The organism is Jatrophihabitans sp. (genome assembly GCA_036389035.1).
Classification (GTDB): domain Bacteria; phylum Actinomycetota; class Actinomycetes; order Mycobacteriales; family Jatrophihabitantaceae; genus Jatrophihabitans_A.
This window is the reverse complement of sequence record DASVQQ010000005.1, coordinates 1-14024: the sequence shown is the minus strand read 5'-3', so window position 1 is coordinate 14024 and position 14024 is coordinate 1. Positions and strand designations below refer to the sequence as shown.

At 69.2% G+C, this 14024-nt stretch carries 12 protein-coding genes; 4 read left to right on the top strand and 8 right to left on the bottom strand.

Annotation, left to right across the window (positions count from 1 at the left end; genetic code table 11):
• The first annotated feature begins 23 nt into the window (after positions 1-23).
• From VF557_01830 to VF557_01820, 3 genes are read left to right on the top strand one after another with little or no spacing between them, the layout of a single operon-like run.
• Positions 24-2777: an alpha/beta fold hydrolase gene (locus VF557_01830; GenBank protein HEX8078929.1), complete on the top strand. Its 2754-nt coding sequence runs from the start codon at positions 24-26 to the stop codon at positions 2775-2777.
• Entirely contained in the window at positions 2774-3802 is a 1029-nt protein-coding gene (locus tag VF557_01825) for an NAD-dependent epimerase/dehydratase family protein (protein HEX8078928.1), read from the top strand. The genes VF557_01830 and VF557_01825 overlap by 4 nt, the downstream gene beginning before the upstream one ends.
• Before the next feature lie 10 nt (positions 3803-3812).
• Positions 3813-4952: a geranylgeranyl reductase family protein gene (locus VF557_01820; protein HEX8078927.1), complete on the top strand. Its 1140-nt coding sequence runs from the start codon at positions 3813-3815 to the stop codon at positions 4950-4952.
• A gap of 42 nt (positions 4953-4994) precedes the next feature.
• Here VF557_01820 and VF557_01815 read toward each other — a convergent pair whose 3' ends face one another.
• The 6 genes from VF557_01815 to VF557_01790 form a co-directional block, all read right to left on the bottom strand.
• A complete protein-coding gene (locus VF557_01815; GenBank protein HEX8078926.1) occupies positions 4995-6335 on the bottom strand; it encodes a hypothetical protein in 1341 nt (446 codons plus the stop codon).
• A gap of 1080 nt (positions 6336-7415) precedes the next feature.
• The gene (gene bfr, locus VF557_01810) at positions 7416-7880 is read right to left on the bottom strand and encodes a bacterioferritin (protein HEX8078925.1); all 465 of its coding nucleotides are present in this window, start codon (positions 7878-7880) and stop codon (positions 7416-7418) included.
• Between the two features lie 38 nt (positions 7881-7918).
• Positions 7919-8122 carry a (2Fe-2S)-binding protein gene (locus VF557_01805; protein HEX8078924.1) on the bottom strand — a complete coding sequence of 68 codons (204 nt, stop codon included), beginning with the start codon at positions 8120-8122 and terminating at the stop codon, positions 7919-7921.
• 185 nt (positions 8123-8307) lie between these two features.
• Positions 8308-8799 (bottom strand): DUF3253 domain-containing protein, encoded by a 492-nt coding sequence (locus VF557_01800; GenBank protein ID HEX8078923.1) that lies wholly within the window; start codon positions 8797-8799, stop codon positions 8308-8310.
• 43 nt (positions 8800-8842) lie between these two features.
• Positions 8843-9184 (bottom strand): VOC family protein, encoded by a 342-nt coding sequence (locus VF557_01795; protein ID HEX8078922.1) that lies wholly within the window; start codon positions 9182-9184, stop codon positions 8843-8845.
• Between the two features lie 110 nt (positions 9185-9294).
• Positions 9295-10209, bottom strand: coding sequence for a beta-propeller fold lactonase family protein (locus VF557_01790; GenBank protein HEX8078921.1), 915 nt, complete (start codon positions 10207-10209; stop codon positions 9295-9297).
• On the opposite strand from VF557_01790, the gene VF557_01785 reads away from it, so the two are divergent.
• Entirely contained in the window at positions 10199-10744 is a 546-nt protein-coding gene (locus VF557_01785; protein ID HEX8078920.1) for a hypothetical protein, read from the top strand. The genes VF557_01790 and VF557_01785 overlap by 11 nt on opposite strands.
• Before the next feature lie 627 nt (positions 10745-11371).
• Here the strand turns inward: VF557_01785 and VF557_01780 are convergent.
• Positions 11372-11599, bottom strand: coding sequence for a phosphopantetheine-binding protein (locus VF557_01780; protein HEX8078919.1), 228 nt, complete (start codon positions 11597-11599; stop codon positions 11372-11374).
• A complete protein-coding gene (locus VF557_01775) occupies positions 11590-13512 on the bottom strand; it encodes an HAD-IIIC family phosphatase (protein ID HEX8078918.1) in 1923 nt (640 codons plus the stop codon). Before VF557_01775 ends, VF557_01780 begins: the two co-directional genes overlap by 10 nt.
• Positions 13513-14024: the final 512 nt, after the last annotated feature.

Genomic DNA, 14024 nt, shown 5'->3' with positions numbered 1-14024 from the left:
ACGAGAACGCGGGCGCCGCGGTGATGCCAGGCAGCGACTCGACGCGGCTGCCGAGCCTGCCCGGCCTGGACCCGGCCTGGTCGCGGACCGTCGAGGTGCAGGGCGCCGACGGCCGGCGGCGCTGGCACGTCCTGGACTCCGACCCCGGATCAGAACCCTCACCGCACCGCCCGACCCTGCTCTGCCTGCACGGCAACCCGACCTGGTCCTACCTGTGGCGGCGGATGCTGGCCGCCGCGCCGCGCGGCTGGCGGGTCATCGCTCCCGACCAGCTGGGCATGGGCTACTCCGAACACCCGGCCACCGCCAGCACGCTGGCCGATCGGGTCCGCCAGCTGGGTGAGCTGACAGCGGCGATGGGTGTCACCGGCCCGGTGGTGACGCTGGCCCATGACTGGGGCGGCATCATCTCACTCGGCTGGGCGCTGGAGCATCGCGACCAGGTCCAGGCCCTCGTGCTGACGAACACCGCGGTGCACCAGCCCGAGGACTCCCGGCCGCCGGCACTGATCCGGCTGGCGCACCTGGCCGCGCTGCGCGACCTGCTGTGCGTCCGGACGCCGGTGTTCCTGCGCGGCGCCACCGCCCTGTCCTGGCCGCCGCTGGACCGCGAGATCCGGGCCGCGTTCGCCGCCCCGTACCGCGGCGCCGGCCGGCGTCGCGCGATCGGGGAGTTCGTCGCCGACATCCCGTTCCGCGTCCAGGACCCCAGCCACCCGGCGCTGGAGGCCATCACCGCCGGCATCACCGGGTGGGACGTGCCCGCGTTGCTGCTGTGGGGACCGCGCGATCCGGTGTTCGGCGAGCAGTACCTGCGTGACCTGCTGGGCCGGCTGCCCCGCGCCGACCTGCACCGCTACGCCGGCGCCTCTCACCTGCTGCCCGAGGACGCTCCTCGCTACGCCCAGGATGTCGCGGACTGGCTGCGCGAGCTGGACGTCGGCAGGCGCACCGCGGCCGCGGTCGGTGAGCAGCCCCCGGCCGCCGCGAGCGCGGTGGCTGCCCGGCCGACGCCGCCCGCGTCCGATCCGGTCTGGCAGGGGCTTACCGATCGGGCCGCCAGCACCCCGCACGAGACGGCGATCGCCGAGGTCGGCGGTGCGAGCATCAGCTGGGCGGAGCTGGACCAGCGGGTCCGCCGGGCCGCGGCGGGCCTGGTCGCCGGCGGCGTGCGGCCGGGCCAGCGCCTGGCGCTGCTGGTCCCACCGTCGATCGAGCTGACCGTGGCCGTGTACGCCGGATGGCGGGCCGGCGCGGTGGTCGTGGTGGCTGACAAGGGCCTCGGCCTGCGGGGGATGGGCCGCGCGCTGCGCAGCGCGAACCTGGACCATGTGGTCGGCACCGCTCAGGGGCTGGCCGCCGCGGCCGCGATGCGGCTGCCCGGCACGCGCTGGCTGGTCGGGCCGGCCTCGGCCGCGCAACGCCGCGTCCTGCGGATGGCCTCGAACCTGGCCATCCTGCCTGGCGGCCCCGGCCTGCCTGCCGGGTTGAGGTCACTGACCGAGCCGCCGTCGGTGGCCCAGCTGCCGTCGCTGCCCGCGGTGGCCGAGGACGCTGAAGCGGCCGTGGTGTTCACCTCCGGAGCGACCGGCCCCGCCAAGGGCGTGCTGTACCTGCACCACCAGGTCCGGGCGCAGCTGAGCGTGGTGCGCCGCACCTACCGGCTCACCGAGCACGACCGGATCGTCGCCGGGTTCGCTCCGTTCGCGTTGCTGGGCCCGGCGCTGGGGGTCGGTTCGGCGGTGCCGGCCACCGACGTCACCAGGCCCGCGACGCTGACCGCCGCCGCCCTGGCCGACGCGGTGCTGGCGATCGACGCCAGCGTGGTGTTCGCCTCGCCGGCGGCGTTGCGCACGGTGGCAGCCACCGCCGCTGCCCTGGATCCCGAGCAGCGGGCGGCGCTGGCCCGGGTCCGGCTGCTGATGTCAGCCGGCGCCCCGGTGCCGCTGGAGCTGCTGCGGCAGCTGAGCGCGCTGCTGCCGGCAGCCCAGGCCCACACCCCGTACGGCATGACCGAGGTGCTGCCGGTCACCGACGTGTCGCTGCCCGAGCTGGAGCAGGCTGGCCCCGGCGACGGTGTCTGCGTCGGGCGCGCGGTCCCCGGCGTCGAGATCGAGATCAGTGCTCTGGACGCGTGCGGACAGGATCTCGGCAAGCTGAGCGCCGAGCCGGAGGTGGTCGGCGAGATCTGTGTCCGAGCAGCCCACGCCAAGCACCGCTATGACGCGCTGTGGGCCACCGAACGGGCGAGTTCACGCGACGCCGGCTGGCACCGCACCGGCGACGCCGGGCGGCTCGACGACGCCGGCCGGCTGTGGGTGCAGGGCCGCCTTCAGCACCTGATCACCACCGCTGAGGGCTTGCTGACTCCGGTCGGGCTCGAACAGCGGATCGCAGAAGTGTCCGGGGTCGCGGCCGCCGCGGTCGTCGGTATCGGCCCGGCCGGAACCCAGCAGCTGGTGGCCGTTGTCGTGCCGGACAGGCCTGGGCACGGCCGGCACGGAGTGGGTCCGCGCGTGCCGGGCCGGCGCGGAGTGGGTCCGCGCGTGCCAGGCCGGCGCGGGTTGGGCCAGCGCGGGTTGGGCCTGAGCGGGTTGGGCCGGCGGGCTCCGGTGGCCGGCCTGGACCTGGCCGATGCCGTTAGGGCCGCGGTCGACGTCCCGGTCGCGGCGGTGCTGCTGATCGGCGAGCTGCCGGTCGACATCCGGCATGCGTCCAAGGTGGATCGCGCGGCGCTGGCGGCGTGGGCCGGGAAAGCGCTGGCAGGCCGGACGTGAGGGTGCTGCTGACCGGGGCTAGCGGCCTGCTCGGCAGGACGACGGCGCTGGCGTTGCTGGCCGACGGCGCTGAGCTGACCGTGCTGCAACGCCGCCCGAGCGGCCTGGGATGCCGGGAGGTGCTGGCCGATGTCAGCGACCCGGCGGCGGTGCGGCACGCGGCCGAGGGTCAGGACGCGGTGCTGCACCTGGCGGCCAAGGTGGATGTGGTCGGGCCGTGGGCGGAGTACGAGCGCGTCAATGTCGGCGGCACCAGCGCGGTGATCGCAGCCTGCCGGCACCACCGGGTGCCGAGGCTGGTGCACGTGTCGACCCCCGCGGTGGCTCATGCCGGGCGCTCGCTGGTCGGCGCCGGGGCCGGCGCGGCCGATCCGCAACGAGCCAGAGGGCACTACGCGCGATCCAAGGCGATGGCCGAGACCCTTGCTTTGCAAGCAGATTCTGCCGAGCTGGCGGTGTTGGCGATCCGTCCGCACCTGGTCTGGGGCCCTGGTGACACCCAACTGGTGGGCCCCATCGTGGAGCGGGCCAGGGCCGGGCGGCTGCCGCTGATCGGATCGGGGGCGGCGCTGATCGACACGACCTATGTCGACAACGCCGTGGACGCGTTGCTGGCCGCGGTGGGAGTCTGCGGTGAGGTGCACGGCGAGGCGTTGGTGGTGTCCAACGGCGAGCCGCGACCGGTGGCGGAGATCCTGCGGCGGGTCTGCCGTGCCGCCGGGGTGCCCGGGCCGCGGGGCCGGGTGCCGTTTGCGGTGGCCCACCTTCTCGGCGCGGTGATCGAGGCCGGCTGGGCCGTCACCGGCCGCCGCGAGACTCCGCCGCTGAACCGGTTCCTGGCCGAGCAACTGACGACCGCGCACTGGTTCGACCAGCGCCGGACCCGGCAGGCCCTGCGGTGGCGTCCCCGGGTCAGCCTGGAGGAGGGCTTCACCCGGCTGGCCGGGCACTACGCCTCGCCGGGTCCGGGAACCGGCGGTGATCACGACCCGCGTGCATCCGGGCGCACGACGCCGGGCGCCTGAGGTGAGCAGGATGAGCCGGCCGGCGCGTCAGCAGGACTACGACGTGATCGTGGTGGGGGCCGGGCCCGCTGGCTGCGCGGCCGCCGCGGCGCTCGCCCAGGCCGGACCGGGGCTGTCGGTGCTGGTGGTCGATCGTGCTGACTTTCCACGCGACAAGCCGTGCGGGGACGGCATCGCCCACGAGGTCACCGAAGTGCTGTCGGAGCTGGAGTTCGACGTCGAGCGGGTCTTCGCCGGCGCCGTCACGGTCGATGAGCTGGCGCTGCGCTCGCCGACCGGGGTGCGGGTGCGCCGGCGCATGCGCCACCAGGTGCACGTGGCGCCTCGGCAGATCTTCGACGCGCGGCTGGTGCAGGAGGTGCGCCGCCGCGGGATCGAGGTTCGCCGGCATCCGGTTCGCGCGGTCGACGTGGCGGCTGACGGGGTGCGCCTGGACTCGTTGCGGGCCCGGGTGGTGATCGGCGCCGACGGTGCGGAGTCCGTGGTGCGCCGGGGCAGCGCCCGGCCGCGACCGGGCCGGGTGGCGCTGGCGATCCGGGGGTACGCCCCGGAACTGCCGGAGCTCGCCGGCTGCCAGTTCATCACGATGACCGATCAGCACTGGCCTGCCTACGCCTGGAGCTTTCCGATCGGCGACGGGCAGGCAAACGTCGGCTACGGCGAGCTGCTCGGCCGCCGGCCGCTGAGCCGGTCCGATCTGCTCACCCGGCTGCACGAGCTGCTGCCGGGCCTTCAACCGCCGTCCGGCCTGCGGGCCCACCGGTTGCCGCTGTCATCCGGGCGGCCACCCATCCCGGACGGACCGGTGCTGCTGGCCGGGGACGCCCAGTCGATGATCAATCCCTTCACCGGCGAGGGAATCTTCTACGCGGTGCTGTCCGGCGCGCTGGCCGGACGGGCCGCGGCCCAGGCCCTGACCAGCGGCGGTGACGCCGGCCGGCTCTACCGGGCGGCCACCCACCGGCGGTTGGGCCGGCACCTGCGGCACACCTCGGCGCTGGCTCGGCTCGGAGGTTGGACAGCGCTGATCGACGCCGGGCTGCGCGCGGGGCGCGAGGACCAGCGGGCCTTCGACGACCTGGTGAGTTTCGGCCTGGCCGACGGGTTGCTCACCCCCCGGTTGCTCAGCCGCCTACGGTTTCGCGGCTGAGCAACCGATCGGTCGAGCAATCCGACAGCCTGGGCCCCGGGCTCAGGAGAGCTCGTGGAAGCAGCAGGAGCCGGTCGCGCCGTTGAGCGTGTTCACCACCGCGTTCTGCGCTTCGGCCGGGCCGCCCCGCAGGAACATCCCGGAGTAGCCACGGGCGCCGAGGAAGGCGCCCCACACCAGCAGCCACTCGCTCAGTCCCTCGTCGGAGGGGAACATCTCGGTGTGCGGGTGGATCCGCCGCTGCAGCACGAATTCCCCGTGCATGGCCTCCTTGAGCTGGGCCGCCCACTCATCCGGCTCGGTCTGCCACCCGGGCACCACGCCGGCGCCGCCGTGCAGCATCACCGGCTTGAGGATCAGCTCCTCGCGCTCGGCGATGGCGTACTCCTCGAGCAGCACGGTGCGACCGGTCACCGTCACCGGACCCGGGCGAACCATCCGGGTCCAGGGCAGGATCCGGTCCAGGCACTCCAGTTCCTGCTCGTTGAAGACACCGCGGTTGGCCTCGTCGGACAGCAGCGCCAGCGCGCCCTTGCTGCCGTAGAGCTCGGCGTCCATCGGCGAGAAGATCTTCACCTTGCCGCGCTCGGCAGCCCTGAGCACCGGCTCGATCAGCGCCGGTCCCGTGGGGTCGAGCAGGTCCTCGATCAGGAAGCTGCGATAGATGACGTCGACGTGCCGGTCACCGACCCAGACGTTGGAGTCATCGTCGATCCGCATGTGCCCGAGGTGGCAGGGAAAGGCGTCCATGCCGAGCTTGCTGATGTTGGCGGTGTTCTTGATCAGCTGCGGTTCCAGGTCCGGGTAGCTGCCCGGCCAGTCGCAGAACGCCACGGACGGGCGGTTGCCCGGCTGGACGCCGCACTCCAGCTTCAGCGTCTCGGCCGCCTCGACCATGCTGTCGATGAAGCCCACGTTTTGCTCGGCGGCGAACTCGGCCATGACCGGCTGCGCCATCATCGCCCGGCTCAGCCCGCCGGCGTCGAGGCCGCCGAGGGAGGCGCTCATGTTGTACTCGAGCACCCGGAAGCCGGTGTCGTCGTGGTAGAGGTCAGCGCGCGACAGCCTGCTGGGGGTGTTGCCGCGGCCCCGGACGATCGCGTCCACCTGCTGCTGGGGCACCCCGGTGGCGACCACGAACTTGGCCAGGTCACCGCCGAAGAGCCGGTCGGGCAGGCTGGTCAGGCACCGGTACAGGGTCTCGAGGTCGGCTTCGAGTTGCTGGACCTGCTCGCGTTCGAGAAACCCGGGCCTGGTCAGGCAGCGGCCGTCCATGTTGGTGCCCACGGTCACCGGCTGCACGGCGGCGTGGAACTCGCTCGCTTTGACCCCGCTGGCCTGAAAATGCGCCAGGTACTTCTCGGTCAGCTTGTTCTGATGCATGCGCCCGATACGACGACTGGTTGCCGCTGCCTGCTCACTCACGAAGCATTCTCCGATTCTGGGAAGCGCCGGGTAATTAAAAGACGAAGCTGGTACGTCCGGCGCGCAACAGGCTAACCCACTCTCGGACTGATTGGATAGGCACTCGGCAGAATTTTCCAGCGTTGTCAAATGACTGCGTGCTTATTGTCCGACTAAGCCCGGTTGGCTTCTCGGAATGGGACGCGGTAAAGCGTTTCGGTGAAGGTTTGACGGGCATGACACCCGGTGAGTGAGCCTGACGACGCCGGCCGGTCCGCCCAGCCAGCGCTGCCTGTCCACCCGTGCGAAGCGCGACGAACCCCCCGTTCGGGAGGCCGGCTGGCAAGCTTGGCCTCGATGATTAGCTTGCTCTGTAAGCACAAACGCTCACAGATGCGGGCGGCGAACCGGCTCCCTCGAGCGCCCCTGACGCATCGGAGCGTCGTCAGCCGCACAGGTGCCCGGGTGCCCTGGCGCACAATCCATCAGGCAGTGCACTGGGTAGTGCAGTGACTGCTGCAACCGGTGTAGCCATGCTGTGTGCGCAACGTCCATCGAGTGAACTCCCACCGCCGGATTGAGCATGACGACCACCAGAGGTGACCCCTGCGACGACCGACCCGGTTCCATTCTTATATATGCGGGCACGCAGCCAATCTTTGCAGCAGCGGCATTTTCGCCACGTCGCCTTTTATATGCTGCGCATAAATACGCCGCGCATTACTCCTGTTCGCTTTAGCGCGCAGGACCGAATTGGTGAGAATGCCACCGTGACGCCTTCCAGGGCAGCTCGCCGTCCCGGAATTGGGCCACCCGCTCCCAGGCTGAGCGGCTGACCGCTCGGTACGCCTGGACCTGCCGCGACAGCTGAAGGCTGCTCCCAGCCCCCTGACAGCCACCGCCGTCACCCGTGGCGGGGCCGGGGTCCGCCTGACCCCCACCGAGTGGCACCTGCTGGAAGTGCTGGCCCGCAACGTCGGGAGTCTCGTCACCCAGCGCGAGCTGCTGCGGGAGGTCTGGGAACCGACGTATGAGACCGAGACCCAGTACTCGTTGCGCCTAGACCTGCTGCGACAGGTAGAGCTGGTCGCCCAGGCTGTCCATCAGCGCCAGCTGGGTCTCGAGGTAGTCGATGTGCTCCTCTTCGCTGCGGGTGATCTCTTCCAGGAGCAGCCGGGTGACGGTGTCGCCGGAGGTGGCGCAGAGTTCCATGCCGCCGCGCAGCGTCTCGAGCGCGCGCACCTCGACCGCCATGTCGGCTTGGAACTGCTCGCGGACCTGCTCGCCGATGCTCAGCGGGTGCAGGCGCTGCAGGTTCGGGTAGCCCTCAAGGAAGAGGATGCGGTCGATCAGGAGGTCGGCGTGCTTCATCTCGTCGATCGACTCGGCGCGGGTGTACGCGGCGAGCTTGGTGTAACCCCAGTTCTTCTGCATGGCAGCGTGCAGGTAGTACTGGTTGACGGCGGTCAGCTCGTTGGTGAGCACCTGGTTCAACACGTCGATGATTCCGGCCTGGCCGCGCATGAACCGTTCCCTTCGCCCGAGGAGGTTGCGAAGCGAGCCTAGCTGACCAGGACCTGGCCTACGCAGACGTCACACGCCTCCGCGGTCACGCGTTGGCAGACGGCTTGCAGTGCCGGCAGGCAACTGCCGCACACGCTGCCGGCGCCCGTTTCGTAGGTCACCTGGTCGGGGGTGCGGGCGCCCGCGTGCACCACGCTTTCGATCTCACGCTTGGTGACCCGGTTGCACTGGCAGATCACCATGAGGCGCTCCGAGCGGGGTGCGGACCAGCCGTGGGGGTCGCCACCCGACCCCGCGCGCGATTCGCCACACCATCTCCTTGTTAGGCAACCCTAAGGAGGGTAATGACCAGGGCGGTGCAGGTCAACCGCGACCGTGCCAAGGAGCGTCGGCGCGCAGGCGTGCGCAGCCGAAGACCCTGGCGGTGTCACCATCGGCGGCCACGAGCAAGTCGCACCGGGCCGACCGCCGTGGCCAGGTTGATGTCTATCCCGCGCTGGCGGACCACGAGGACCTCATCGCCGGCCAGACCCTTGGCGACGTCGCGCGCCATGTCCATCAGATCCCGCCACGACGTCCCGCCTACGATCCGAGCCGCGTCGCTCGGACAGATCGTCGCCTCAGGGCTTCGATGCCGCAGCAGCGCGCGCATCGCCGCGGCCAACCGCACCCGTTGACCCTCAGGTGTGGGGTCCCACCACGGATCTCCCCGCTCTCCCAGCGCCACCTTGGCGTCCTGGACCCGCGGACGCGCGGTCTCTGGGTCGGTGCGGACGTCTCGGCGCGCGGCCATCAGCTCGGCTACCAGCTCCTGGCGAAGCGACTCCGGAATGGCCGGGTCGCTGGCCCGCCATCGCCGACCCTTCACGACGATGTAGCGGCCGTCCGCCGTCACCTCAGCACGCGCGGCCTCCGTCATACAGTGATTACCGCCGCCGTGCTCAGCCGCGATCTCCCGGCGCTCACGCGGAGACGACCTCGTACACGTTGCCGTCCGGGCCCCGGAAGTGCTGCCATGTCGGACCTGGCTCGCCGAGCAGTTCCACCCCCGCGTCCCGCAACTGCTGCACGGCCTGCGCCAGATCAACCACCGCAAAGCCGATGACGGGGCCGCTGTCGAAATGCGATTTGCCGGGATAGTTGGTGCCGAAGACCTCCACATGGCGCCCGTCAGGCAGTTCGAACACCCAGAAGTCCGGCTCGGTATGCACACAGTGCAGGCCCAGCACGTCCTGGTAGAAGCGTGCCAACTCGGTCGCGCGATCAGTGCGCGTTCCAGCCCAGCCCAAACCCACGACGTCCATGGCTACCAACCTATGCGCAGAACGAGTCCACTTCGTTGTCTCGTCCCTGCCGTTCCGGGCCCGCTGTGCGCGAGTGGGCAGCGGCGCCGCAGCGGTTCCAGCTGGTTGGGCTAGCTGGCCTTGCTGTCGTCGAACACGATGATGCTGCCGGCGTAGCAGGCGACCCACACGGTTCCGTTCTTCGGTTCGTAGGTGATGCCGATCGGGTGGTGATCGGTGGGCTCTTCCGCGATCTCCTTCATGTCGGACGTGCGCAGCTTGCTGACCGTCGACGACTCGTAGTTCACGACGTACACGGCCTTGCCGTCGGACGAGATCGCCATCGACCTGGGGTGGCTGCCCGTGAACACCGACGCGATCACCCGGCCGCTGGACGCGTCGATCTTGCTGACCGTGCCCGAGCCGTTGTTGGTGGAGTAGAGGTACTTGCCGTCCGGTGAGATCACCAGGTGACGCGGGCCGCTCCCGGGCTCGGCGAACCCCGAGACCTTGCCGGCGGACAGGTCGACCTTGTCGACCCGCGCGCTGCCCATCATCGCGACGAACGCCGTTCGGCTGTCGGGTGCCACGGCGATCCCGCGCGGGTAGCTGCCGTTCAGCGGAATCGTCTTGCGGACCTTGGCGCTGGCGACGTCGACCACCGACAGGTCCCACGAACACCAGTTGGTCACCAGGACGCTCTTGTCGTCCGGAGTGACCGCGACGTACTTGGGGACGGATCCCACGGGGATCACCTGGTCGATCTTCAGCGTCGCGGTGTCGATGCGATACAGGAAGCTCTTGTCCGGCTGCGACGCGGGCGTGCACGAGTCACTGCCCTCTGGCCCGAAGTTCTGGCCGTACATGGAGTAGTTCGACACGTAGACGTACTTGCCATCGTGCGTGAACGCCGCCTCGACCGGGGCGCCTTGCGAGGTGCCCGGGTGGCCCTTGATCCCGAAGTCCGCCAGCTCGACCGAGTCCGGGATTGTCTTGATCAACTTCCCGCTCGGGTCGAACACCGAGATCGTGTGCGTGTACATCATGTTCTGTGCGGTGATGATGCCGCCGGGGCCCGCGACCACCGACTTCGGGCTCATCCGGCCAGTCAGCCGGTCCAGCCGGGTGAAGTCCGTGGTGTCCGCCGGCGGCAAGGACACCGGCGGGTCGGCGGCGGGCTTCGGCGTCGGCGATTGCGTCGAGGTGGGCGACGCTGTGGGTGTCGGGGTCGCCGTGGCGCTGGCCGTCGGCGTCTTCGTGACGCTGGCCGTCGGCGTCTTCGTGGGAGAGGTGACGCCACCTGCGGCCGGCGAGGAGTCCTCTCGTGCCCGGTCGCAGGCGGTCGAGAGCATGGCGAGGGCAACGGCGCACGCCACGGCGACGCGGCGCCGGCGCCGGCGCCCGAAAGCGGGTTCGGTACGGATGTTCATCGTCCTCGGTCAGTTCGATTTGATGGAGGACCTGACCGTAACCCACAAACGGTGCGGCGCGCTTTTCCGCTCCTTCCGGTTGGAGGCCTTCATCGCCGCCATCGGGAAGCTCGCGAACGTCGGTGTGGGTAGAGCTGCAGGCGTTGCGTAGGTCAGCGATCGCGGCGCCGGCGCTCCTTCCGCCCTTGGCTTGGTTTGTTGACCTGCTACCGGATCACCGAAGGTAAGCCGGGGGACGCTCATGGGGCATAGCTTCGACGATGTCGAGGCCGGAAGTGTGCCGCAGTCTCTCGATGGCCACGCGGTCAGCCGCTATTCCCGCCCAGTGCGGATAGAGTCACTCGTGAAACACCAACGACGATCAGCCGGCCACACGAAGGCCGGCACCGGGCCGCAGTCGCCGTCAAACGGCCCATCGCCGACCTCGATGAAGTCCTTCAACCGTCCGGCGAACAGGACGTATCGGCGGTGCGGAAGCGTTACTCGTGGTCCCTGGAGCTCGGTCGCCGACAGCACGTCCCCTGGAGTGCCTTCTCAGATGCAGAAGAAGCACTCGTTAGGTGTGTCAGTGACATCAGCAAGGACGTTCAAGGCACGGCGCGCCTGCGCTGCCCATAAGGGGTGGCCGGCGGGAACAGCTACATCGGTCTCGTCCTGGCCTGGAGAGGTGGGATCTGGGATGTATCGCAGACGCGCGTACGCCTCGTAGCCCGCAGGCCCGAACGTGATCAGCTGATCCGGCATCCTGCAAGTGCTCGCCGATACAATCGCCTGAGGCTCATTCGGCTAACCCTTGGTAGATCTCCCGCAGAGTTCGGACCGCCATCAGGCGCCCGACCTGCACCTGGCGCCCAGTGCGCCGCTCGACGCTGGTCAGCAAGGTCATCACGAGCATCGAGTCCCAGCTGACCACGGAGTCCAGGTCGTCGTCGAGGTCGCGGGCGTGCAATGGCAAACCTAACTCGTCGTTGATAATTTCCAGGAAATCCTGCTCGGTCAGCCGCACAGCAAACCCTCCGGCTCGAAGTGAACATCAATATGCTGCGGTGGTGATGTGATGACCGCAAGGTCATGCAGGAAAAACCAGGTCTTGCCGTCATCACCGCAAGGCATGAATCCCTGAGAGGGGTACAACCCAGCTACGCGACCGTTCTTCGCGCTTGGCCGATAGCGCCCCCGAACTGCCGTCACCTCTAGCTGCTTGCTGTAGCTGAGCAGGCACGACATCGTGGCTTGCTCAATGCCGCGCTCGAACACCCGGCAGCTCAATATCAGGTTGTCCACCACCAGCTCATCGCCGCAACGTCTGGCGAACACCGCACCTACCAAGCCATCGCTGCCGAACCGGTCAGCCGAATGTATCCCCAGTACCAGGGAACACGAATCTGCTAACCGCCCCTGGACATCTGCTGGCTGTAGCCGTTCGGTGGTGAGGTTGAACTGGTTCGTGCGCTGGGTCAGTTGCGCCACCCGAGTGATCTCGTGCTCACGCACCGGCGCCAGCCGCACTGTGACGCCGAGTTCGCGAAGGTAATCCGCCATCGAGGCGGCCGTTGACCGCAACTGGCTACGAGCAGGTTGCCGACGATAGTGGGCGGCCCGCTCGAGGTCGTCACTGGTGAGCTCACCGACGTCGAACCAACCGTCGGCTAGCAGCCGTTGCACATGCAGGGCAGGCTCGTCGTCGAGCTGGATTACCGCGACCTGGGGTAGCAGCGCAGCGACGGAACCGCATTCGGCGGCTGAGTCGTCGATGAAGACGAAGCTGGACGGATCCAGTCCGGTGCTGTCCGCGATCCGCTCCAGGCTGGTCGGTTTAGGTTCCCAGCTAGCCTCGATCACGGTGAAGTCAGCGGGTCGCAAAGTCATGTCCGGATGGTCGGCAAGAACCGAGAGCACCTCATCCCCATCGTTCTTGCTGCTCACCGCAAGCAGAACACCTTGAGCGCCAAGCTGAAGCACAGTGCGCTGAAACCGCTGGAAGGCCTCGCCGCGCAACGTGCCGGCCGGTGCAATGCCGACTGCTCCGTCTTCGGCGAGAATTCCGTCCCACAGCGTCCCGTCCAGATCCAGCACCAGCATCTTCTTCGTGCGGCCACGCATTGCCCGGGCCACCTGGGTGACCTCTCGCGCATACCTGCCGAGCAACTCCGGACCCAGGTTCATCTTCGCGTACAGGCTCATCCGGGGGTCAGCAACTGCTCCTCCCGCTGCTACCAGTGGATTCAGGTCAAGGGTCACCACCCGGTCGTGCTCCAGCGCCAGTTGCAGGATCGCGGTGTCCAGCGCGCGCCAGGCGATTTCCAGCCTGGTCCGCGACCGGCGGTCGATCAGCTGACGGCTGATTTCGGGGGCCAACGGCAGGGTGTTGAGCACCAGGACGCCACTGGCCTGTCGCAGGTAGCCGGCCACCAGCTCAGTCAACTCGGTGGCAACAGCCGCCAGCGCAGCCTCGATATCCTCAATGCGCCATGGCGACGGTAACCGGTCGGTCACCGCCGAGGAATCCAGAACGCACAGCGTTAGCTGGGCGGGGACCGGAGGCTCCAGCAGAGACTGCCGGTAGCTTGCGAAGTCGGTCATGGTGAGATCCGCCAGCAGACCGTGCCGAGCAAACTCGGCCGTCAGCGCCGGCGTCAGGTCATTGAGGGTGCCAGTGCCGGTCACCGTGATGCCGACCGGTTCCGGCTGCCCGATCGGGCTTGAGGTGGCTGCGGCCTCGGCGAGGATCCGCTCGGCACCGGTGCGCTGCAGTAGCCGACCCGCCTTGGCGAGCTCGATGATGCCGTTGTCAGCGGCGGCCATTCGATTGAGCAACGCTCCGACTGCCTGCCATCTGCAGCCGAGACCCGGAGCTGCTTGCAGTGCGCGCAGCTCAGCGAGGGCGTGAGGCGGCTCGGGCTCGATGGAAGGGCTCATCTTTCTCGCTCCTGTCGACTCAGGCGGGCCGCGCGGAATCGGGCCGGCAGCAGAGTAGATGTCAAACCGGTGGCCGTGCGAGTAGTCACGCTTCATGTTGTATGCCCACAAGGCACAAACATCAACTGCCGCGCCGATGCCCGGGGGCGACAAGCACCCTCGATGGACGCCCTGCGAGCGGGTCCGGAGGCTACGCAACGACGACCTGAGGTCCGGTCAGATCCGGCAGCTGCCGGACTGATCGACCGCGGTCCTGTGTCACGCTGCTGTTCGATCACGATGGACGTCGGCGATGGCCCACCGTGTGCCGGCGGGCCATCGCTGGTGACGGATCGTCAGGATTCGGAGAAAGCGGGGGTCACTTGACGACTGCGAGCACGCCGCAGGCGGCCGGGTCGGTGGCCTCGGCGGGCAGGCTGGGGTCGAGCTCGCTGGCACCCGCGCCGAAGTCGTAGATGCCGTTGCCGTTGTAGTCCACCCCGTGGATGACGAGGACACCCTCACCGTCGCGG